Origin of the sequence: Paenibacillus sp. E222, assembly GCF_013401555.1 — a bacterium.
In the GTDB taxonomy this organism is placed as follows: domain Bacteria; phylum Bacillota; class Bacilli; order Paenibacillales; family Paenibacillaceae; genus Paenibacillus.
In genome coordinates, this window is sequence record NZ_CP058552.1 from 4,366,849 (window position 1) to 4,390,369 (window position 23,521).

20 protein-coding genes are annotated in these 23,521 nt (G+C 42.9%); 12 read left to right on the top strand and 8 right to left on the bottom strand.

Annotation, left to right across the window (positions count from 1 at the left end; all coding sequences use genetic code 11):
* Positions 1 to 55: 55 nt before the first annotated feature.
* Both HW560_RS19805 and HW560_RS19810 read left to right on the top strand, forming a co-directional pair.
* Positions 56 to 967, top strand: coding sequence for a helix-turn-helix transcriptional regulator (locus HW560_RS19805; protein ID WP_179264356.1), 912 nt, complete (start codon positions 56 to 58; stop codon positions 965 to 967).
* 80 nt (positions 968 to 1,047) lie between these two features.
* Positions 1,048 to 1,563: an AAA family ATPase gene (locus tag HW560_RS19810; RefSeq protein ID WP_179264359.1), complete on the top strand. Its 516-nt coding sequence runs from the start codon at positions 1,048 to 1,050 to the stop codon at positions 1,561 to 1,563.
* Positions 1,564 to 1,622: 59 nt separating this feature from the next.
* On the opposite strand, the gene HW560_RS19815 is transcribed toward HW560_RS19810, so the two are convergent.
* Positions 1,623 to 2,507, bottom strand: a complete 885-nt coding sequence (locus tag HW560_RS19815) for a LysR family transcriptional regulator (RefSeq protein WP_090899485.1) — start codon at positions 2,505 to 2,507, stop codon at positions 1,623 to 1,625.
* A gap of 160 nt (positions 2,508 to 2,667) precedes the next feature.
* Between HW560_RS19815 and HW560_RS19820 the strand changes: the two genes are divergently transcribed.
* Both HW560_RS19820 and HW560_RS19825 read left to right on the top strand, forming a co-directional pair.
* On the top strand, positions 2,668 to 3,411 hold the full coding sequence (locus HW560_RS19820; RefSeq protein ID WP_111619627.1) for an acetoacetate decarboxylase: 744 nt from the start codon (positions 2,668 to 2,670) through the stop codon (positions 3,409 to 3,411).
* A gap of 57 nt (positions 3,412 to 3,468) precedes the next feature.
* Positions 3,469 to 4,500, top strand: a complete 1,032-nt coding sequence (locus HW560_RS19825; RefSeq protein WP_179264361.1) for a ketopantoate reductase family protein — start codon at positions 3,469 to 3,471, stop codon at positions 4,498 to 4,500.
* Between the two features lie 189 nt (positions 4,501 to 4,689).
* On the opposite strand, the gene HW560_RS19830 is transcribed toward HW560_RS19825, so the two are convergent.
* Positions 4,690 to 5,652 (bottom strand): helix-turn-helix transcriptional regulator, encoded by a 963-nt coding sequence (locus tag HW560_RS19830; protein WP_090899477.1) that lies wholly within the window; start codon positions 5,650 to 5,652, stop codon positions 4,690 to 4,692.
* 107 nt (positions 5,653 to 5,759) lie between these two features.
* Between HW560_RS19830 and HW560_RS19835 the strand changes: the two genes are divergently transcribed.
* From HW560_RS19835 to HW560_RS19845, 3 genes are all read left to right on the top strand, one after another.
* Positions 5,760 to 6,239 carry a GyrI-like domain-containing protein gene (locus HW560_RS19835; RefSeq protein ID WP_179264363.1) on the top strand — a complete coding sequence of 160 codons (480 nt, stop codon included), beginning with the start codon at positions 5,760 to 5,762 and terminating at the stop codon, positions 6,237 to 6,239.
* Positions 6,240 to 6,257: 18 nt separating this feature from the next.
* On the top strand, positions 6,258 to 6,722 hold the full coding sequence (locus HW560_RS19840; protein ID WP_090899471.1) for a phage tail protein: 465 nt from the start codon (positions 6,258 to 6,260) through the stop codon (positions 6,720 to 6,722).
* A 332-nt stretch (positions 6,723 to 7,054) separates the two neighbouring features.
* Entirely contained in the window at positions 7,055 to 8,134 is a 1,080-nt protein-coding gene (locus HW560_RS19845; RefSeq protein WP_179264364.1) for an NAD(P)H-dependent flavin oxidoreductase, read from the top strand.
* On the opposite strand, the gene HW560_RS19850 is transcribed toward HW560_RS19845, so the two are convergent.
* Both HW560_RS19850 and HW560_RS19855 read right to left on the bottom strand, forming a co-directional pair.
* Complete coding sequence (locus HW560_RS19850) at positions 8,135 to 8,662, bottom strand: DinB family protein (RefSeq protein ID WP_179264366.1); 528 nt, start codon at positions 8,660 to 8,662, stop codon at positions 8,135 to 8,137.
* 145 nt (positions 8,663 to 8,807) lie between these two features.
* Positions 8,808 to 10,763, bottom strand: a complete 1,956-nt coding sequence (locus tag HW560_RS19855; protein ID WP_257031377.1) for an ATP-dependent DNA helicase — start codon at positions 10,761 to 10,763, stop codon at positions 8,808 to 8,810.
* A 269-nt stretch (positions 10,764 to 11,032) separates the two neighbouring features.
* On the opposite strand from HW560_RS19855, the gene HW560_RS19860 reads away from it, so the two are divergent.
* Together HW560_RS19860 and HW560_RS19865 are read left to right on the top strand one after the other, a co-directional pair.
* Positions 11,033 to 13,297, top strand: coding sequence for a glycoside hydrolase family 3 N-terminal domain-containing protein (locus HW560_RS19860; protein ID WP_179264368.1), 2,265 nt, complete (start codon positions 11,033 to 11,035; stop codon positions 13,295 to 13,297).
* Between the two features lie 163 nt (positions 13,298 to 13,460).
* Complete coding sequence (locus HW560_RS19865; protein WP_179264370.1) at positions 13,461 to 13,883, top strand: DUF3237 family protein; 423 nt, start codon at positions 13,461 to 13,463, stop codon at positions 13,881 to 13,883.
* A gap of 80 nt (positions 13,884 to 13,963) precedes the next feature.
* Here the strand turns inward: HW560_RS19865 and HW560_RS19870 are convergent, their stop codons facing one another.
* Complete coding sequence (locus HW560_RS19870; protein WP_371129137.1) at positions 13,964 to 14,524, bottom strand: GNAT family N-acetyltransferase; 561 nt, start codon at positions 14,522 to 14,524, stop codon at positions 13,964 to 13,966.
* Between the two features lie 207 nt (positions 14,525 to 14,731).
* Here HW560_RS19870 and HW560_RS19875 point away from each other — a divergent pair, with 207 nt between their 5' ends.
* On the top strand, positions 14,732 to 16,354 hold the full coding sequence (locus tag HW560_RS19875; protein ID WP_179264372.1) for a helix-turn-helix domain-containing protein: 1,623 nt from the start codon (positions 14,732 to 14,734) through the stop codon (positions 16,352 to 16,354).
* 22 nt (positions 16,355 to 16,376) lie between these two features.
* Positions 16,377 to 18,119 (top strand): cache domain-containing sensor histidine kinase, encoded by a 1,743-nt coding sequence (locus HW560_RS19880; RefSeq protein WP_179264374.1) that lies wholly within the window; start codon positions 16,377 to 16,379, stop codon positions 18,117 to 18,119.
* A 373-nt stretch (positions 18,120 to 18,492) separates the two neighbouring features.
* Here the strand turns inward: HW560_RS19880 and HW560_RS19885 are convergent, their stop codons facing one another.
* From HW560_RS19885 to HW560_RS19895, 3 genes are all read right to left on the bottom strand, one after another.
* Positions 18,493 to 19,383, bottom strand: a complete 891-nt coding sequence (locus HW560_RS19885; protein ID WP_179264376.1) for a carbohydrate ABC transporter permease — start codon at positions 19,381 to 19,383, stop codon at positions 18,493 to 18,495.
* Between the two features lie 15 nt (positions 19,384 to 19,398).
* A complete protein-coding gene (locus HW560_RS19890) occupies positions 19,399 to 20,289 on the bottom strand; it encodes an ABC transporter permease (RefSeq protein ID WP_179264378.1) in 891 nt (296 codons plus the stop codon).
* Positions 20,290 to 20,378: 89 nt separating this feature from the next.
* Positions 20,379 to 21,983 (bottom strand): type 2 periplasmic-binding domain-containing protein, encoded by a 1,605-nt coding sequence (locus HW560_RS19895; RefSeq protein ID WP_179264380.1) that lies wholly within the window; start codon positions 21,981 to 21,983, stop codon positions 20,379 to 20,381.
* A gap of 382 nt (positions 21,984 to 22,365) precedes the next feature.
* Here HW560_RS19895 and HW560_RS19900 point away from each other — a divergent pair, with 382 nt between their 5' ends.
* On the top strand, positions 22,366 to 23,481 hold the full coding sequence (locus tag HW560_RS19900; protein WP_257031378.1) for a phosphotransferase enzyme family protein: 1,116 nt from the start codon (positions 22,366 to 22,368) through the stop codon (positions 23,479 to 23,481).
* The last annotated feature ends 40 nt before the right edge of the window (positions 23,482 to 23,521 follow it).

A 23,521-nucleotide genomic window follows, 5' to 3' on the forward strand; every position in this document is an offset into this window, starting at 1 on the left:
GCTAGATTGTCACCTATTAGCTTTGTTCAAAAATTATATTTTAAAGAGGACTATCGTGAATAAAATTGAACGATTAATATCCATCATTATGATCTTGCTGCAAAAGAATGTAGTATCAGCTACCGAATTCGCAAAATTATTCAATGTGTCCAAAAGAACGATTCTACGTGATATGGAAACACTTGGATTATCTAACATTCCCATTTATGCTATAAATGGAGTGAACGGCGGATACGGGATTATGGATGAATACAAAATAGACAAACGACTTTTAAGCAGCAAAGATTTAGAAAATATACTAACTGCACTGGGCGGATTGGGAAAAATTCTATTTAGTGACGAAGTAGAATCAACGCTTAAAAAGATTGAATCAATGATAGGTTCAACGACTTTGGGAGGTACCATTCAACTGTCTTTTTATAATTGGGATGGTCGTCCTGAAATTGTGCAAATCTTAAAGACTTGTCAGGAAACAATAGAGCAAGAAAGGTTACTTACATTCGATTATATAGATCAAAGTGGGGCCAAGTCGCAGAGACGGGTCGAGCCATACCAGCTTCATTTTAGTGAAATGAGTTGGTATTTGAAGGGGTTTTGTTTAGATCGAATGGAGTATCGAACGTTTAAATTGTCCAGAACGGATAATCTGAATATCGATATTAATACATTTGTTGCTAGGGATTTTATGACTGAACAGAAAACAGAGCAATATTATCAACCGAATCTAATTACAATTAAAGTATTGATCTCGCATCGAATAAAAGATCAATTTATTGAAAGATACGGTCAAAAAAGGATTGAAGCTTACAATTCTGAACTCCTTATAGCCGAAATAGATTTGCCGCAAAACCACTTTGGATTTCGGTTTTTAGCTAGTTTCGGGACGGATTTGCAAATCATAGAACCTAAAGCATATGTTGAAGAGTTCCGAGAGTTCCTAAATGCTATGATAAATAAATATTCCTAAGAGCTCATTCTTATTTATGTTTAGTGTTTCTGCTTTGTATAGGGTTGTTTCTTTTTATGAAAAGAAGGAGGTACTTCGTTATGGAAAAAGCGATCTACTTAATTACAGGCGTAATGGCTTCTGGTAAGTCAACAGTGTCGGAGCTGCTGGCTTCCAAGCTGGGAAAAGCCGTGCATCTGCGTGGTGATATATTCCGTCGCATGATTGTATCCGGCCGCGAAGACATGTCCGCTGAACCGTCGGATGAAGCAGTCCGTCAATTATATTTGCGTTATCGGTTAGCCGCAAATGCCGCAAAAACCTATTATGAGAATGATTTTTCTGTAGTTTTGCAGGATAATTACTATGGTGCGGAATTAGTCTATATGATGGAGCAGTTAAAGGATCACCCGGTTCGGTTAGTTGTGCTGTGTCCGAAGGTAGAGGTAGTAAAAGAACGTGAAAAATCAAGAGGAAAGGTCGGGTACACTGCCTTTACGGTAGAGAATTTGTATTCAGACTTTTTGAAGGAAACGCCTCAAATCGGATTTTGGCTGGACAGTTCGGAGCAGTCCCCTGAGCAAACAGTAAATGAAATTTTACAGCACTATAGATGAGAACCAATGATGAATTTGAAGGCGCAAAAAGTCACAGAATGCTCCGTATATGTAATTTTTCAAACTTTGTACAATGCAGAATAATCATTAAAATAGGCAATAATAAAGTCCCGGAAATTTCTGGCCGAAGAAGATAAATATCTATCCTTCACCCAAGATAGTCCTACTGGATAGGTAGGATTAATATCCGCGATTCTGACGTAATTCAAATCCAACGTTCTACAGACTGAAATAGGGAGTAGCGCGATACCCTGGTTGACCTTAATAATTTCCGCCAGTAAATGAGAATCCACCTCGAAAATAATTTTGGGAGTGAATCCTGCTTTTTTGCAAAGCTCGGTTGTAAAAAAGCTATATTCCTCATTATTAGCAAGGGCAATAAAAGATTCATCGGCCACTTTACTTAACGAAATTTCAGATTTTGTCGCAAACTTGTGAGTGAATGGTAAAACCAGCACGATATCTTCATTAATAAGGACACAACTTTCAATCTCATCGTCCGCCATAGGTGGACCTGCGATCCCCAAATCAATATCCCCTTTTTTTAAGCTTGCAAGGATGTCATTTCTAGCTCCGAGTCCCTGTTGAATATTGGTATCCGGCCACTGGGTAATGTACCTGCTGATCAATCCGGATAGGAATCTGGGATTTGAAATCGATATTTTGATGGTATGGTCAATTGCCATATCCTTCGTCTGTATTTCCATTCTTGCATTTTCAATTTCGGTGAAAATCCTGTTGACATGGTTCAAGAGGATTTTTCCGGATGCATTCAATTGTATATTTCTCCCTTTCCGATCAAATAAGGTTGTACCCAACTCATCCTCAAGTCTCTTTATCGTCAAGCTTAAAGAAGGCTGAGCAATATTTAATTGTTCGGCAGCCTTAGAAATATGCTCTGTATAAGCGACGGTCTGAAAGTATTTCAATTGAAGCAGCTCCACTATAGTGCACCCCATATATTTATTATAATAAATGAGTTTATATATTATCATGTATTAGATTAAATGTAAAATGAGATGTAAAATGGATTCTGTAATCATTCATTTCGATATAAATCAGACAACAAAATGAAGAAATTAGAGATCGGAAGGTGTCGTTCAGATGAGAAAGGAAGAAGTGGTTAAGCAATTTACAACTCCGCTGGATGCAGGAGCATATCCTTTGGGACCTTATCGTTTTTATAATCGCGAATACCTGAACATTTTATATAGAACTGATCTGGAACGCTTAAGAAAAATCGTTCCGGAGCCATTGGAGGTTACCTCTCCGCTTGTAAGGTTTGAGATTATGAAAATGCCGGATGTAACAGGCCTTGGTTCCTATACAGAGTGTGGTCAAGTGATACCTGTGAGCTATGATGGGGAGGAAGGAGATTATCTCCACGCAATGTACGTAGACAGTTTTCCTGCAATCGCATCAGGCAGGGAAATAGGTGCCTTTCCTAAAAAAATGGGCAAACCCAGTTTGTATGTAGATTCCGACACATTGGTTGGACTTATGGATTATGGCTCTTTGAGAGTGGCTACCGCGACTATGGGATATAAGCATTTTCCGCTTGATCATTCGGAGGCGCTGCAAGAGATTGTTAAACCAAATTATATGCTGAAAAAGATGCCTGGTTATGACGGATATCCAAGAATCTGTGAATTGGTACGGAGCCAAATTACGGATATTAAAATACAGGGTGCCTGGTCAGGCCCTGCAAGACTGGAGCTATTCGCTCATGCTCTTGCGCCGATGGCAGATTTGCCAGTACTTGAGGTTGTTTCGGCTTCCCATATCATCACAGAGCTTTCGCTGCCTTCTCCAACAGTTATATATGATTATTTAGCTGATGAAAAATAAACGTCATTAAAAGCATTCAAAAAAAGCATTCAAACAGAAAAGGTAGGGGAATTCCATATGAGAATTGCAATTTTAGGAGCAGGTTCCTTAGGAACCATCGCTGGTGCATATATTGCTGCCGGCGGACAAGATGTAGAGTTGATCGATGTCTATCAAGCACATGTGGACGCATTAAACCAGACAGGGGCCCAAATTACTGGCACTACGGATTTTCAGGCAAAGGTGAAGGCCATTACTCCTGACGAGATGTCAGGAACTTATGATTTAGTCTTGCTTCTAACTAAACAGCTATATAACGAGTCTGTTCTAAAAGACCTGTTGCCGTATTTAGATGACCAAAGTGTTGTGCTTTCCTTGCAAAACGGTATCCCTGAAGAAAAAGTAGCTTCCATTGTTGGCCGTGAACGGGTCATTGCCGGATCTGTTGAATTTGGTGCTACGTTTATTGAACCGGGAGTATCAAGACTTACAACAGAGTTCAATCGCTTTAAGCAGTACGCTTTTCAAATTGGCGAATTAAATGGGGAAACAACCGAAAGAATTCAACAGATCCAATCTATACTAGACCTTGTGGGTGGAACACATATTTCCGATAACCTGGTGGGCACGAAGTGGTCTAAATTGCTTATTAACAATGCATTTAGCGGCCTATCTGCAGCACTAAACGTGGAGTATGGCGTTGTGCTTGATCATGATATTAGTATTGTAAGTGCCGTTCATATTGCCGATGAAACGATCAAAGTTGGACACGCCAATGGTGTGAAATTTGCCACGATGGGTGGCTTTGATATTGAATCTTTGGAAATACAGAGTGATAAGGATCTCCCGGAACGAATTAAAACACTTCGGGTTCTCATGGAGTCCTCCAGACTGTTAAAAGCAAGCATGCTACAGGATCTCGAAAAGCAGCGGAAGACCGAAATTGATTATATCAATGGAGTAGTTCCACGGTCAGCTTTAGGCAAACAAATCTCAACACCTTATAATGATATGGTTGTAAGATTAGTTAAACAAGCGGAAGAATCTCAAACTGTGCCCGATTTCGAGACTAATATTAAGTTCTTTGAAGAGCTTAACAATAACAGATGATATAAGCGATTTGTAGATCGCCAGAAAACGTGTTGAGGAGATCATTCCTCAATGCGTTTTTTTATCGTTAAACGATACCTTATAGTTCAGGAGAATTGGGATAATGTTCCATAGTAGATCTCAGTAGAAACAGCAGATAATAAAAGCATGATCTAAGTTCAAAGTTATTTGGTTTTAACTATCCAATACTTAAGGGCAAAATAAGCTTAATCTCTCTTGTACACCTGCTGCAATTTCTTCTGGCATCTCCTTAACCTGGATATCTCCACCCAAGAAAAGCAACCAATTGGTTATTTCGGTTAATTCTTCTGCATGATGAACGTTGATAAACGTCTTTATAACGGCTGTAGTTTGGTAAGGGTTCGTATAAGAAAGTGAAAGCTTTAAAGGATGATACTTCTTGAACTGTGCAATCGCCTTTGGACCAAGTTCGAGGACAAGGTTGATCACTTCTTCCTGCTTACTTAATTTTTCTAAAATCTTTTTCTTGCTTACCTTTTTCTTCGTAGGAAAGGGTTCAATATGGGTGACATTGTCGACAGATAGAATCCGTCTCTTTTCTTCCTCTAAGTCGAAGCCTTCAATGATCCACAGGCTTTTTTCACGATAAAGGTGTAGAAGATAAATGGGATACGAATTTATTTCCCTTTCTTCCTGGACGGTAACCAACAAATGGCTCTCTATAAGAAGAAGCTGGATGAGTTTTTCCAACATAGGGTGGGGCAGGTCTGACAGATCAAGCAAGTCGGGATTATGGGGGTTGGTCCCTTCAAAAAGCAATATTTGATTCAAAAGAACAAGGTCATCTTGCTGATTTTCGGAGATAAGGCCCAGTAACTTTTCGGTTAAAGACTGACGGCTCTTTAGATAAGGGAGTTGTTGATTTCTAGTTGCCATAAAGGCGAGAAAAAGAGCTTTGATCTCATTATCGGTAAAGCGGACCGTGGGCAGGACAGAGTTGTTCATGACAAAATAACCCCCATCCCTCCCAACTTCAGCGACAAGTGGCATGCCCATAGCTTCAATTTCTCGGATATCGCGAATAGCGGTCGAACGAGAGATGTTAAATTCCCGCATGAGTTCAGAAATGGTAAAGTGTGCGCGGTTGTTGATATACCTCATAATGATATTAATTCGTTCAACTTTTTTCATCGGGTCCCCCTAAACAGTATCATAATTTGACATGATTTAAGGTTATTATAAACCCATCAAGTGAAAAGACAAATGCATTGATAAATTTAAAGAGGATGGTGTTACGAATGAGTAATTATAATTTTGAGGAAAAAGACAGTTTTATCGTTTTGGGTATTGGAACTGAGCTTAAGAGCAATTACACAGACTTTGCTGGGATTAACAAAGAAAAGGCGGATTTTTGGTCGGCTGTGAAAGAAGATGGAAGCCTGGATGCTTTAAAAGCTATAGCGACCAATGACTATATTTTTGCCGTGAACGAAGCGGTGAATAACAAGATGATGCATTATGCTGGTGTCATGACAGAAGAAACACTGCCAGAAGCAACCAGAGTGATCCAATTCCCTAAAGGAGAATACTTGATCGTTAAGGGGGAAGGAGCAACATCTGATGAGTTAAATAATAACCTTACTGGCGTTGCTTTTGGTCAAGTTCTACCAGCGGAAACGAATTATGCTTATGTTGGTGGACCAAATACTACGGTTGAGATGGGGCAACGAAACGGCTTGGTATTTGGTGAAATATGGATTCCTGTTGTTAAGAAATAAGGTGAAGGAGAGATCGGCATGTCGTATATCGTTGATTTTAAAAATGTGTCTACGGTCGGATTAGAGTCCTCACCAGTAGCAGCAGCGCTTGCAGGTTTGCGTGCGAATGAAGCTCGTTATTTTATGAACAAATACAAGCATGAATTTACGGTTGTTCCTGCTAGCGAAAGTCAGGACACCCTTGATTATGTAACACGAATTTTGAAGGAAGAACGTGATATTGAATTTGCGGCCAAGCCTTTGGAGACGTCGGCTTTTCAAGTGGAAAACATTCGAATTTCCTACGTCTTTTATGAAGATGGTCTTGGACTCAATGTCATGTATACGGTGGATGACCCTAAGAAGCGGGCCGTGGGTTTTAAGCTTTCCGAGGGGATGGAAGTTCCAGCGGAGTTGGAAGGCAAGTTTAAGTTTGCCAGACAGAAATCCAAGTTAGCTGGAACCATTCGGGGATCATTTTTTGTAATTAAGAAAGAGTATTGATATTGAAGTGGGCAAAAGCGCATGTGAAAGAAGCAGAACATAGCCCCATTGAAAGTCGCTGATTAGCGGCTTTTTTTGTTTTATTTTATCGGTGCAGCTAGCTTTGGAGAATTTCTTTCTTAGTTTCATCTAAAAAAGCAGATAGTGCCGGTGTTATGAGGGTGTTTGAATGAAAATCTCCAGCAAGTGAATATCCAAGTTGACCCTCCTTTAGAACACAATCTATCTGAAATCATGATATGTAACATCTGATTTACGGATTATACAAGATGGATAAACTCGATGTAAACTATAAAGAATGGAATCCGAATTTGATGGGGAGGGAACCTTAGATGCCTATTCAATTAAACAATAAGCTCTGTGAAAGCTTAAATATTCGTTACCCAATCGTTCTGGCGGGGATGGCCGGTATTGCAAACATGGCACCCCTAGTGGCTGCGGTTTCTAATGCAGGTGGGTTAGGGACGTTAGGCGCTGCGTATATGAGTCCTGAGGAACTAAGAGGCGCTATACACGAGATCAAAAAACGGACGCAAGCACCGTTTGCCGTGAATATTTTTGCTCATGTTGGACCGGATCACTATACGAATTTTGATGCGGTAAACGAAGAGTTGAACCCAATTCGGGAGTCTTTAGGTGTGAAGCAGCGTGCTCAAGATGAGCTACGTACACCCAATCATTTTGAAGAGCAGTTTGACATCCTGCTGGACGAAAAAGTTCCGATGATTAGTACAACGTTTGGACTACTTTCTGAGCACCATATGCAGAAGGCAATATCGTTAGGCATCAAAATCATGAGTATGGTCACAACGGTAGAGGAAGCGATTCAAGCGGAGAAGCGTGGATGTGATGTCATTGTTGCACAAGGTAGTGAAGCAGGAGGGCATCGAGGAACTTTTGATGTATCATCTCAGCCCAGTGGAGCAAACATCGGAACCATGGCACTTGTCCCACAAATTGTAGATCACGTCCATATTCCAGTCATTGCTGCCGGCGGTATTATGGATGGCAGAGGACTTGTGGCTTCACTCGCTTTGGGAGCGCAAGGGGTGCAAATGGGGACGCGTTTCTTGACATCGGTAGAGTCTGGCGCACATGAGGTATATAAACGTGCATTGCTTGATAGCACAGAGGAAAGTACTGTAATTACAAATGCCTTTTCTGGACGGCCAGCGCGTGGCATCAAGAACGACTTTATACAACATTGGGAAGCATCCAGCATTAAGCCGCTGACCTTTCCTACCCAAAATACATTAACTCGCGAGATTAGAAATGCTTCTGCTAAGCAAAATAATCCGGAATATATGGCCCTTTGGGCAGGTCAGGGAACGAGAATGTTAACAGATAACCAATCTGCAGGCGATATCATTATTCAAATTGTAGAAGAAGCCAGAACTATCCTTCAGTTGTAATTATAGGGTTATATCCAGTGAATATCGATCACGAAGTACCAACAAATGGTGAAGCTCATGTCCAACCAAAATATAGGCGATTGATCGAGCCGAAGCAGGGTTATCACTGACGATCCCTCTGCAGAGCCAAGCTTCCGGCGTGAGATGACGGAGCATAAGAATGGTTGAGCGGCGTGTGACGGCATATTCTTCGTTCAAATCGGCTACCGTATACGTATTGAAGGGTTGGCTCTGCATAAGCACGTCCTGATCGTAGCCAGGATGATTCGCTTTGTCGCCTCTGGCGATGCGGAGCAATCGGCCGCTCATGATACGTTCGTTATCCAGTAGGTGACCGATGACCTCCTTCACGCTCCATTTGCCTTCGGAGTAGCGATAATTTGCTTGCTCCTCTGTTAATGAAGAAAGCAAAGTTTGTACGATGTGGGCCTGCTGCTCTAACCGTTCAATGATATTCCCTTCAGGAACAAGCCGGATGTACCCTTCATAAAAAGCTGCATATTCCTCTGTAGTTGGTCTTTCAACCATATAAATACCTCCTTTGAGATTCATATTTCTGGATTATATTCTAGCATATATCTTACTTCAAGCATTGAAATTGATCCTTCCGCTATATGGGCCGAAGGGCCTTTTGATGTGATTGGAGCAGTTATATGATTTGGTTGTTCCACTTTCAATCCGTACGTCGTATCCCTTTTTGTTGAGCAAATTTCTCCAAAATCGAAAAATCCTCTGTCACTTCTTTGAATGGGAGCGTGTCCAGCACCTGTTGCCGGTAACTCTTTTTTGCCGCTGCGCTGAGACGGGAGTCTAGTATGCTGAGTATGCCTAGATCCGTTTCACTACGAATCAAGCGTCCCGTTCCTTGCCGTAACCGGAGAAGCATATCCGGGACAAACACCTCCATGAACGGATTTTCCGATACAGATGCCTTATATTCATAAATTGGATCGGAAGGGACAGGGAAGGGCAGACGGAAAATAATGACCTGCGAAAGATCGGGCCCCTCGATATTCACACCTTCCCAGAATACCCCGGTACCCAGGAGCACACCTTTGCTTTTCCTGAATTCGGTGATGACACTGTCCTGGGAAGATCCTTCTTTCTGAACATGAACTGCCCATGTGTATTCATCAGGACTTGAAATCAGCTTCTTATGAATGTACTTCATGTCTTCCTTTGCTGAAAAAAGGACAATGGTTCTGCCTTGTGTTAAATTACAGAGCTGAACCAATTCGTTGTAGGCCGCTTCAAGATAGTTTTCGCGCTGTTCATGCTGGTAATAGGGAACGTTGTTCGAGATGTACATCATGGCATGATTGGTGTAGTCAAAAGGGGAGGATTTGCGATCCATAAAATCACCCTTATAACCGAGGGACTGCGTCAAATAAGAGTATTGTTCCTCCAGTGTCTCCCCGCCTTGGCACAGCGTTGCCGACGTTAAGATAACAGGCGCCTTGCCGTTAAATAAAGCGTACTTCAGAAATTGGCTTATATCTTTGGGACAGATGCTGATCGTGGCTACTCCCAAGGGACTGCTTGCCCATATGAGATAGTTATCCTCTAATTCAGCCAAGACACGGATGAGAGTTATAAGCGCGTTTATAGCTTCAAAAGCGTCATCAATCTCCCGCTCGTGACGAGAGGTCAAAATGGAAAGGCGAAGACTGAGATCTTTCAAATCGTTCGAGATTTGGTTTAACGGTATTCCTTTGATCTCCGACACTTTTATACGGTCGCTATCCTGCTTGGCATGGTGGAGCAGATCTGCATTTACCTGTTTGAAGATGCGTTCAATACATTTTTTTATAAACTTGGTTTGTGAGAAGATACTTTTATCCCCGGACTGCTTCGTGAGAAGCTGCACAGTGTTATCCAGAGTGCGGCAAACTCCCCGATAAGTAAACTCAAGCGTTCTGGCATCTCGAACTTTCGCTTCCAGATTATGCGCTTCATCAATGACGATCAGAGCCGGCTGTTCCGAGATGATGCTTTTGGTTCCTTCTTTTTTCTTCATCAAATCCCGTATGAGCAGGTCCTGGTTCACAATAATAAAATCAATCTCATGAGCCTTTGCATTTAATTTAGCTCTCATATCGTAAAACAAGCACGCATTTTTATGATGGCAACGTTCAAATTTGCAATCATTTACGGAAAAGTTGGACCAATCCGCATCACTAATTCCAGCTTTAATATCCGCTCTTTCATCAATTTCATAATCTAATATGCGCTGGGCAAGGGTAGACAGTGAGGTGTTCGGATCATCAGGCCTGATCCATTCCGCTGCCCTGCTTCGGCAGGCATACTGGCCCATTCCTTTCCCAACGACAGAGCGAACCGTTGTGAAGCCCAGCCGACTACCAATGACTCTTAAATCTTTATGTATCTGTTCCGAAAGCTGAATGGAGGATGTAGCTATAATGACCGGTTTCTGGGACATTTGATTCATGAGCAGGCTTGGGATCAGGTAGCCAAAAGACTTGCCAATTCCGACACCAGCTTCAATCATGGCGTTATACCCATGGATATAAGCATCGGCTATATCAAGAGACATCTCTTGCTGCCCGATTCGCTCTCTAAGGCCAATTCGAGGAAACCGATCATAGATTCGGAAGATGGCGTTAACCAAAGATCGTTCGATTTCCTTTTCCGATTCCCGTTTATTGATCTTATAGAGATCATTTAACCAGTTAATAACGAGCGCCCCCTTCCAAATGAAAGATCCTGTTGTAGGAATTTTTTAGTCAAACTGTAATTATCTTAGATGGTGAGATAACAGTCAAGTCTTCATCGGGGTTAATTATGTACCCAAGCGATAATAACAGCGACTCAACGCAACAAAACGTATATCCATAGCGTCTATTCATCTTACAAAGAACATCAACAGGAGTGGAATAGATGCAACTAAAAATGATGGCGATATTCGGTGCTGTTCTCGGCTCTATGCTCATATGGGCAGGAAGTGTAGATGCGGAAGAACGTTTTACCGATCTGCAGCATTCGAAGTGGGCAGAAGACGGTATCGAGTATATGGCTGAACGAGGAACAGTCGCAGGATATGGAAATGGAATATTTAAGCCCCAAGGGCTGGTAACAAGGGCGCAAGCCGTCACGTTTATGGTGCGGGAGCTGTATCCTCAACAGCTGGAGAAACCGGTGGAAGGTACAACGACTTATTCGGATGTTCCGGCAACTCACCCCTTTTATCAGGAAATCGCGTTAGCATCAAAAAATGGACTTGCCAGCGGATTTCCTGGTGGCTCCTTCCGTCCGGATGCACCGCTTAGCCGCGCCGAAACTGCAGCATTCCTTACGCGTGCGTATTCACTCTTGGAAGGCAAGCAACCTGCCAATTGGTCAGATACGAAACAACATTGGGCTGAGGCACCCATTCAGATCTTGAGCTCCAACGGCTTGGTCGGCGGATATTCGGATGGTACTTATCGTCCGAATCAAACGGTCACGCGAGCGGAATATGCTGTATTTATGTCACGTGTGATTCGATTCGAACGGGAAGCAGCCATTCGTACACAAGATTGGGACAAGCTGATATCCTATATGACCGTAAGCGAGCAAGTCGGCCAGATGCTTATGCCTGACATTAGGCAATGGAACGGTAAAGTGACCACGATCGTTCATGAGGGATTGAAAAGCACCATTCATGATCAAGATTTGGGCGGGCTTATTCTTTTTGACAAAAATATTGTGGATATCAGGCAGCTTACAACGTTCACACATGACATGCAAAGAGAAGCCGGCGACATTCCTTTATTTCTTAGCATCGACCAAGAAGGGGGCGTCGTTAAGCGGATACCGGGCGGGACGAATCTGCCGGGACAGATGGCGCTTGGCGCAACGGGAGACACGGCACTGGCCGAAGCGGCTGGTCAGCTGACAGGGGAGGAGCTGAAGGCACTGGGGATACAGATCAACTTTGCGCCAGTGCTCGACATTAACAGCAATCCAGACAATCCAATCATTGGCATACGATCGTTTGGCTCAGACGCGGATTTGGTGACGCGGCTTGGTCTCGCAACGATAAAGGGTCTACAGCAATCCGGGGTGATCGCGGCAGTCAAACATTTCCCAGGGCACGGGGATACAACCGTAGACTCCCATCTCGGTATGCCTGTGCTAACACATAACCGCGCACGACTTGATGCGGTAGAATTAAAACCATTTCGGGATGCGATTGAAAACGGGGTCGAGATGATCATGACTGCACACATTGCTTTCCCGGCCATTGATAACGAGCATGTTACTTCACTCAAAGACGGAAAGAGTGTGCCCATACCTGCCACCTTATCCAAAAAGGTGCTGACCGGACTGCTTCGGGGGGAGCTGGGATATGAAGGTCTGATCATTTCTGACGCCTTTACCATGAATGCGATCGCGGAGCATTTTGGGGAGAATAAAGCCGTGGAACGTGCTGTTTCCGCAGGTGTTGATATCATCCTTATGCCAAAAGATCCGGCTGCTGCCCATCAAACGTTGGTGAACGCAGTGAAGAGCGGGAAGATCCCGGACGAAACCATTCATGCTTCAGTAAAGCGAATTTTGGAGCTGAAAGCCAAATATGGTTTGTTTGAACGCAGCCAGACTCTAGCGCAAAAGCTAAATGCGCTTAACGGTGTCATTGGATCAAAGCAGCATCGGGCGGTGGAGCAGGAAATTGCCGAGCGAGCGGTCACCGTATTGGCCGGCCGTGAGGGTGGACTTCCGGATCAAATTCAACAAGGCGACCGGGTCGTTATTCTCGCAGCCGAACAGGAACAGGCAAAGCAGCTTGAACAGCAACTGATACAAGCTACAGGTAACCTATCCTTAAAGACAGAAATTTCTCTTATTGGACAAGGGAAGATGAATGAAGCCCTTCAGGCGATTGGACAGGCGGACTACGTCATTCTTGCTTCTTACCAGTTCCGCAACGTGGCCAGTGAGTTCGGATGGTCTGATTATCAAACCTTGATTGATACGATGAACAGGCGTAATCAGCGTTACTCCCTATTGTCGCTTGGCAACCCGTACGAGATGATTTATTTGCAGAATGTGCGATCAGGGCTTGCTGTGTATGGAAAGCAGGAGCCCAATACGTTAGCAGGGATCAAAGTGCTGGTTGGTCAACGGAAAGCTGAGGGCAAGTTACCTGTGAGAACGGAGTAAAGCACGATTAATGCTGTTGAAAAAGACTGATTCCAAATACGGAATCAGTCTTTTTGTATTTTGATCTTTGATCCCGCCGGTCACGTTATGCCTCATGTAATTCCTTGCTACCTACAAAATAAGGAGTAGAGTTATAATTAACTTAATCTGGAGGTGGTAAAGCGTGAGATTAGAAGAATTGTTCACGGTACATGTGAACATTGGGAAATCAATTGAATTACATAACAGCGTGGATGAATCGGTTGTCATGATTACATTTACAGGGAACGTGACCGGAAAGTATTTTGAGGGATTGGTGCTTGATGGAGGAGTGGATACTCAGATTATCAGGGAACAGGGGAATTACCACACGCTATCAGCAAGGTACATGCTCCAAGGAACGGACTACACAGGACAGACCTGCCAAATTTATATCGAAAACAACGGAAACATGGATAAAACGCTGAAAACTGCATTATTTCGTACTGCTCCCAAAATGGTTACAAACAGTAAGGCCTTATCTTTTCTCAACAATGATACGCTCGTTAGTGAAGGTTATTCAACGGCGACAGGTGTGGATATAAAAATATACAGGAAACTGTTATAACTCCGATCATATAAAATCCAAATGGATAGCAACCAGACCAGAATCGGAAGAAGGACGCTATGGTAAGGAAGGACGCAAGATTATTTGAAATTCTTGTAATAAACCAAATGGTCTGTCCACTCATCGTTTTCGTATATAAATCCTTTGCGAACACATTCAAATTCCATGCCTACACGTTCTGCAAGTTTTATAGAAGGGGTATTATCCAAATTAATATGGGCTTCTATACGATGGAATTTCAAATGTTCAAATGCAATATGAAGAGCTTCATTCACGGCTTCTTTGCCGTAGCCTGTTCTCCAATACTGATTATGGATGGTATATCCGAAGCTTGCCCATTGAAAATCCGCTCTTGCTAAAGTCGCAATATCAATCATACCCAGATGTGTACCATCTTCCTTTCTAAATACACCAAATACATAAACGGCATCTGTACACGCTAACTTTTGGTGTCGATCTACGAGTTGATGAAACCAATCCGGTGTACATTCGCTCATATCCATTTTCCCTTGATCGTGGCGGTGTTGGGAAGGGAGACGGTTTTCAAATGCATTTAACCAATTTTCATAATCGTCTTTCTTTAAAGGTCTTATTATTAATCGTTCTGTCTCTGAAATATAATCAAATTGTTCTGCATTCAATACCAAGTGACATCTCCTCTGAATTATCTTTTTTCATTAACATAATTAAGCAATCCAAGTTTATCATAGGATGCATCTGTTGAGAACAGGAACGAAAGGGACATCCATCTGATTAGAAATCATAATTCAAAGGGCGGCTAGACATCTTTGCAATAATTGGATTAATGGTAAAATAGTGAAAATGGTCATGTTGGAGGAAGGATGCTCATGTATAAACTGATGATCGTAGAGGATGAACTGCTCATGCGGGTTGGAATTCGTTCCATGCTGAATTGGGAAGAGTATAATTTCTATGTTGCTGGTGAAGCGGGGAACGGGAAGGAAGCGTTGGAACTTGCGCTAGAAGTGACCCCTGATCTAATTATTACCGATATCAAGATGCCGATTATGGATGGGTTAGAGCTCATACAAGAGGCATCTTGTTTACTGAAAAGCTGCAAATATGTCATCCTGAGTAATTTTGATGAATTTCATTATGCAAAAGAGGCATTGAAGCTTGGGGCTGTAGACTACTTGATTAAAAGTGAGATTACAGAAACCTCTTTAGTTGATTTGCTTTCCACCATTGAAGAAAAACTAAAAAGGGAACGTGGCACGCAGACCAACATACCATTTATGACACATGACCATTCCAAGAGCCTGAGACATCTCAAAGATAGCTTCTTTCAAGATGTTGTAAGCGGATTCATAGATGAAAAAGATATGGCTGCCAAAGCTGAAGAAATGCATTTACGTATACGATCAGACAAGTTGGTGGTCATCCAGTTTGTTGTGAATTATTACGAGGAGGCGAAGAGGAAATATGTCGAGAAGGGAGAAAAACTACTTCGATTCTCTATTCTGAATATTATGGAAGAGATCATTCCATCCAAATGGGAGAAAGAGATTTTTGTGGAAAGCTCATCTGAATATTGGGTTATTGTCAATGTTCTTCCTGGGAGTGAGTCTGTACAAGCCGATCTAAACAAACTATGTAATAAGCTTCAGTCTTCAATCAAGGATTTTATGAATCTGTCGCTCTCAGCGGGTGTAAGTACAATCGTTTCCGGTTTCCATGGCATAAGAAAGGCGTGTCGAGAAGCGGAATTCGCTCTAAGGCAAAGTTTCTTTAAAGGCAGTAACCAGATACTGTATTACGCGGACGTGATTCAAGCTCCAGTTCGGAAAGAAGTGAATGGAATGCTCAGTCCGGAGCAAGAACGAAATTTCCTCAAATTATGGGTGAGTAAAGATAACCAAAAGGCGGAGGAATTCCTTGAAGAAATTCGCTCTAACCTGGAGGTGCAAGAAGCAGATGAGAGCAGTATTCGCAAGCAATATATCAGGGTGATGGAGACCATACACTCCCATCTCTCACGAGCTATTGAACGAGGCAGGCCTTCCTTTACCGAGAGATCGCCTTACGAAATCGTTTTAAAGGGAGAGTATTGGGAGGATATTCACCAGGATATGCTGGCTCATATTGCGTATTACTTTAAAACCGATTCCCTGATTATGCAGGAGCGTTCTTACACAGACCTCGCCATTGAGTTAATGGACAAGTATTATGCCGAGGATATTTCGTTGCAAAGTATCGCTAGCCAGATCCGTGTCAATCCTTCGTATCTCAGCCGATTGTTTAAGCAGGAAAAAGGAGAGAATTTTATCACGTACCTGACACGAGTTCGGATTGAACATGCCAAGGCTTATCTATTGAGCAGGGAAATGAGAGTATATGAAATTGCCCACAAGGTGGGCTACCATAATTACACGTACTTCAGTAAGATTTTCAAAAAATCGGTAGGATTCACTCCTGAGGAATATCGAGAACGACAGCAGGAATTCATGTAATCCGTGAATAGAGGTGCAGCATATGAGGCATTCCGGGCTCTTCCCAATCAAGTACAAAATCATGGTGATATGCATTACAGTCATCATTCTTCCCGTACTTGTGATGACGATCAATTCGTATTATTCCTCTGAGCGATTATTGGCACAGAATTATACCAATCTGCTCACCGATCTGGCCAAGCAGACGAATATTCGCATTGATGAGTTCCTAAAGGAGATTGAGAAAATCACACTGCTTGCCAGCAATGGACTGAGCGACAATTTATCTGCAACCCATGAAGGAAGCTTTCCGATCCAGGATTTCCTGCGAGAGGGTGATGAACAAAATGAGATTGCCGCATACAATATTTTGATGAATTATATCATGATGAAGGATCGCGTATTTTCCATTTACCTCTATAATTTGAATGGGGGACAAGATCTGTTCGTCAGTCCTAACCAGCCTATTGACCCGGACTTCAAAGTGGCGAACGAATTGTGGTTTAAAAAATTCATGCATGATAATGATCGAACCATCACATTGACCACCCGAATCGATGAGCAATTGGAGAATAAAATTCTGGCAGTGTCACACGCTCGTAAAATTCATGATGTGGCTAGCGGGGAACTGCTCGGCGTCATTGTCGTCAGCATTGATATAAAGTTCATCGAAATCGTTAATCGTAACTTGCAGGAAGGGCTGCGTTCCAGATTCATGATCGTTGATGAGAATGACAAAATCGTATATAACGTGAATGAACGATTAATCGGTACATTGTTCCGGGACAACGTTCGTCCTCCCGAATCATTAAATGTTGTGGTGACCAGTCCACTTAGTCAGCAGAAATGGACTACTTATTTATACATGCCTTTGGATGAGCTTACTGCCGACGGCAAAATATTAGGGCATAATCTGGTGACACTGTCCATTGTCCTGGTTCTTTTTGCTGCCATTATTTCGATTTTTCTATCTCATGTCATCACCACCCCTATCAAGAAGCTGCTCAGCAATATCTCTTTGGTCGAGAAGGGGCAGTTTGAACAAGTTGAACATATTCGTTCTCGCGATGAGATTGGGCATTTATCGGTTCGATTTAACAAGATGTCACATGAATTGAAGCGTATGGTTGAGCGGATGCAGCAGGAAGAGATAGAGAAAGCAAAGGCCGAGATGCGTGCGCTTCATGATCAGATCAAGCCTCATTTTCTGTATAATACTTTGGGTTCAGTGAAATGGATCGCCTCCATGCAGCAGGCTGACAAAATCGTGGAAATGACTGATGCATTAATCTCGATGCTTCGTTATGCCACAAGATCCGATGGAACACTTGTGACGATTCGTGAGGAAATCGATAATATTGCGAATTACGTGACGATTCAGAATGTCAGGTACTACGACTGTATTCAGATGAAATATGAGATTGAGGATAGACTGCTCGATTATCATATGCCCAAAATGATTCTGCAGCCCATTGTGGAGAATGCGATCTTTCACGGTCTGGCCGAGCTTGAAGAAGACGGAGTCATTACCATTCGGATTCAACCACGTGGCAGTGATATTGTGATCGAAGTCTGCGATAATGGCATTGGTATGGATCAACATACGATCCAGAACTTTATGGAAGACAAGCTCGAACCAGATAAAGGAACAGGAATCGGCCTGCATAATGTGCAGCGGCGTATTCAACTTCATTTTGGCAAGCCTTATGGAATGCAGGTGGCAAGTCAGATTGGAGAAGGTACGACTTTTACCATTCTGCTACCTGCTATCACCGAAACAACGTAGTCATAGAAGTAATCATGCATATGTTGACAATCCTAGAACGATTTTAAGTATGTATCAGAGGGTAAACACACCGAAAGGGGATGTCCCATAAGTCATGAATATGACAGGAACACCCCTTGTTCGTGTTATTTTGTGTTAATGAACCTGAGACACGCTATTCGCTTCCATTGGCCCAGATCTGAGATCTTAGGAATGACAGAGACGTTATTTCGTCGATTCGGTTGATTTTTCAGGTTTTGACAACGTTTTATGACGAAATAGCTTTACGGAGGTTCGTTAAATCTTGCAAGCGCTGATGATCCGCCTTTTAAGGTGTGGTAGGTTCGTTAGCGCTTGGAGCAAGCCGGAATTCCTTTTGAGACAGCCCTTTCTATTATCCTTTGACGCTACCGAGTACCAAACCCTTGGTAAAGTATTTTTGCAAGAACGGATAAACGAGCAAAATCGGAATGGCACCTAAGAACATTTGAGCGGCGCGCCCAGTTCTGGCGTTCATCATCGATAACAATTGAGTATAGTCTGATCCAGATTTCAGCATGATTTGCTCAAAGCTCTGCAGCAGGGTCTGCAGGTAGCTTTGTAGTGGATAATTGGCTGGATTGTTCATATAGATAATGCCATCGAACCATGAATTCCAATGGCCGACGATACTGAACAAACCGACCGTTGCGAGAGCGGGCTTGAGGAGCGGCAATAGAATACGAAGCAATACCTGCACAGGCCCGGCACCGTCGATGATCGCTGATTCTTCAATCTCCTCTGGCAAACCTCTAATGAAATTCATAAGAATAATCATACTAAACACGGGCAGAGCTCCGGGCAGAATCAGAGACCAAATCGAATCAATCAATCCCATTTTGACGACCACCAGATAGGTAGGAATCAATCCTCCGCTAAATAACATGGTCACAATGAAAAATCCTATATAGATATTACGGCCCATCAATTTTTGTTTGGATTTGGATAATGGATAGGCGGTGAGCACGATCAGCACCAGATTTACCAACGTTCCGAGAACGGTTCGTTGGATCGCCACCCAGAGAGAGGAGAAAAATGACCCTCCAGTTAATGCAAATTCATAAGCCTTAGTCGTGAATTCGACGGGCCAGAACGTAACACTTCCCGCGGATACAGCGGAACTGCTGCTGAATGAAACAGCCAACAGGTTGATAAATGGGAGGATACAGAGTAGGGAAATTAGAAGCAATATCGTGTAGTTTAGGATATGGAACACAAGCCTGCTCATACTTTTATCATAGATCATAATGAACGTTCCTCCTTAGAAGATGCGATAGCCGGCTACCCTGTAGGCCAGGAAGTACGATACGGCAACGAGAACACTGGAAATGATGGATTTAAATAATCCGACAGCGGTACCAATCGAATATTGTGCCTGCTGAATTCCCAGACGGTATACATAGGTATCAATAATATCTCCCGTCTGATACACGACAGGGGAATACAGGTTATAGATTTGATCAAATCCGGCATTGAGGACGTTACCCAGTGACAACACAGTCATTAAAACAATCGTTGGCATGAGAAGGGGTAATGTGATGTAGATGGTCTGTTTCCATCGTTTGGCTCCATCAATTACCGCGGCCTCATATAGACCAGGGTCAATACTGGTTAGGGCTGCTAGATATACAACCGTGCCGAATCCAAAGCCTTTCCAGATATCACTCACGATCATAGTCCAAGGGAATATGGACGGTGTGCCCAGAAAAGAGATCGGTGCAATCCCCAATACGCCTAGAAATGTATTGATGATGCCATCGGAGCTAAGTATATCCAGCATGATGCCAGCCATAATGACCCAAGAGAGGAAGTTCGGAATGTATACGAGTGTTTGAAATGTACGTTTGATTCCACTGTGCAGTACCTCGTTAAGCAGTAATGCAAAAATAACAGGCACGATAATGCCGCCGATAATCTTGAAGACGGACATATACAGCGTATTCCAGATGGTTCTTACGAAGTTCGGCTGACTAAATACATGTGAAAAATTGTCCCATCCAACCCATGGAGAGTTAAAGCCGAGACCCGGATTGTATTTTTGAAATGCAATAATAAGCCCATAAAAAGGGATATAGCTAAAGATGAAGACCAAGACCAGGCTCGGGATCAACATAAGATGGTAGGGACTCTGCTGCTTCCATTTTCTCAGCATTCATATTCCTCCGTTCTTGGTGTACCACATTTGTAACCGTTATCAAGAAAGGACGAGAACACTCCCGTCCATTCTTGGAAACGGCACTTTTATTTGCCGTAGGCATCATTAACTGCCTGAGTTGCTTCATCGCCTCCGGCTGCTCGCCAATTCTGGACGACAACATCGAAATAATCGATACGTTCACTACCCATGATAATCTTGGTGAAGCCTTCTGTCAGGATATCATCCAGCGTTGTACCATAGCTTGACAGCACCTCCGGTGAAACACCCCATAGTGCCGTCTTAATGTAGTTCTCGCTATCGAGTACTTTCTTAGCCAGACCATACGCATTCTTTGGAGCACCTTGTTGCAAATAATCACCGACTGCTCCCGGTGTTGCATTCTTCATAAACTCAACACTGTTGTTATATTTCTGCCACATTCCCGAAGTAGTGAGTCCACTGGTATCCTCGGATTGAAGGGCTGCTGATACAGCCTCGAACTGCTCGTAATCTGAATTCGGATTAAGCACACGGAACGCCCCGACCACATGGGCAATATCATTGTCTAGCAAAGCAGAGAGTGTTTCTTTGGACTCCTTGCCATTTCCTTCATCAACGATATAAGCATAGTCATTCAAAATCTTGATCACTTCTTGAGGGCTCTTGAATCCTTTTTTCATGACAATATAATTGTTGTTGGCGAAGAAGATGGATTGTTTCGCTTCCTTTCCATCAATGGTAGGGATGATATACGGATAAAAGATCGCGTCCTTACCCAGATTGGCTACTGTATCAACACCAGGATTATAACCCCACCACTGGTAATAAGGCTGTACGCCCACTTTGCCGGCTACGATATCCGCGTTCATCGCATTAAAGTCTTTGATTGCAAATTCCGGATCAATAATGCCTTGCTTGTACCATTCCGACCACTCAGCCAGTGCATTCTTCATCTCAGGCTGGACTGAGCCATATACTAATTTCCCGCTGGCATCTTCCATCCACATATCTGGATGTGCATTCCAAGCAATGGCGAGCAGGTTGAGGTAATCGAGCGATTGATCTACTGCTATGCCATATCCGCCGTGCTTTTCTATAAATTTCAGTGCAATGTTCTTGATGTCTTCCACCGATTTCGGATCTTGGAGACCCAGTTCTTCTTTCCAATCGTTCCGAATCCAGATGAAATCTGGTTGATCAATTAATCCCCAGTGCATCTGCGGTATCCCGTACAGCTTGCCGTCCTTCTTACCAGACTCATAGCTGTCCGCGTCCGTTTCCATGTAGCCTTTGAGACGTTCTGAAGCGTGTTGTTCAAAGACATCGGTAAGGTCCATTACCATGTCTGCTTCGACTAGCTGCCTTAATTGTGATGGATTAACCCTAAACACGTCGGGGAGATCATTCGATGCTATAGCCAAATTCAATTTGGTATCATACTCATCGCTGACCCAGTCTGTTTTGACATCGATATTAAACTGCTCTTTGTATCGCTTGATCCACACATTGTTTGTAATATCATCGCCCTTTGGATATTTGGCAGAAGAATATTCTGACGTCACGGTGTGAATGGTTGTTATTCCGCCCTCGTTGGCATCCGAATCGGTATTGGATGTACTTTTCTCGGTGCTGCTTCCATTCGTACAGGCGGCGACCAATAGGATCGACAGGCATAAAGACAACAGTAAAGTCTTGGTTTTCTTGTTCATTTCCTTTCCCCCTTAAGCGTCATATGTGAATACGTTTTCTTGAAAATAGTCTAAACGAGAAAGGGAGAACAGGATATAAAGGTTATTGACGAGAATTCGCATGTTTTTTTACTTTTGGGTTAAAGCGGAGAAATGATCAAAGTGGTTTGTGCACTTTTTTTACTTTTCACCCAATCATTTTTTACTCATGGCCCAAAGACGACGACCCAGATATTTTGATTCGGTATTATTACGTGGCAGCGGTATTAACAAAAACAATAGAATAATCTGGAATTTTAGGATAAGATATATACATCTGAACAAAAAGGAGCGAATTTCAATGACTAACAAGGTGATTGTGCTTTAGGTTCACAGAAGGATATTTGCGGCATGGGAATTCCTTTTGTGGACATTGCAATGCGGGAGATCGTCCCGACAATGTTTACTGGAGGAGATCATTATTAACTTTAACGAAGCTGTTAACATCAGCAATACGCACGTACTGGAATGGGTATCCGAGCTGTTTCATCTGGAGGGTTACAACATTCAGCTTATTCCACCTCATGAGGGTGGGCGGAATGTCGTTTACACCTGTGAGCAAGAGGGGTGTGAATCGCTAATTCTCCGAGTGTCTTTTTTGCCTGACAGAAACCGCGAAGATTATATTGCGGAACTGGAATATGTCCAGTATCTGTTTGATCATGGAGCCAGCGTTTCGAATGTGGTGAGTTCCAAGAAAGGCAATCTGTTGGAAGAGATCACTTATGAAGAGCATACGTTTTTTGTCAGCCTGTTTCACAAGGCCAAGGGAAAGTTGCTGGTAGAAAATAATTATCAGTACCGGGAAGGTGTTCCAATTACCGAGTACTACTATAATTGCGGTAAAGTCCTGGGCAAAATGCATCAGCTATCCAAAAGCTATGTTCCCGTTCATCGCAGGCATCATTTTTTTGACAATTACAAAGTTGAATATATCGAGAGGTTGGTCCCTGAATCTTTCTCTCTGCTTAAGGAGAAGATGGTTGAGCTCCTGAATACCTTAAAAGGTTTGAATACAAATCAGGAAACATTCGGGATGATCCATTTCGATTATAACGATGGGAATTACTCGATCGATTTTGATACCGGCCACATCACGGTGTATGATTTCGATAATTCATGCTTTGGCTGGTATATGTATGACCTGGCAGATCTATGGACACACGGTGTGGGCTGGATACAATTCGAACCTGACGCCGGGAAACGTAATGCGTTCATGAATGATTATTTTGAAACCGCCCTCGCTGGTTATACTTCCGAAACCAAGATCGAAGATTCGATGTTGGAGAAGCTGCCTTTATTTATTCAAGTCACCCTCTTGGAGAATATCCTAGGTCAATTGGAGGAAATGCAGCATACTGGCGAAGAACCGGAAGATAACGAAGAAGTGTTGTATCTCATTAAATGTCTGGAAGAGGGTATACCGTACAGGGGATTTTTCCATGACATGTATTCGAGTGAAGCACCCTTTACGTTATGAGGACCGCTGAAGTGACATACAACTGAAGCATGAATAACCA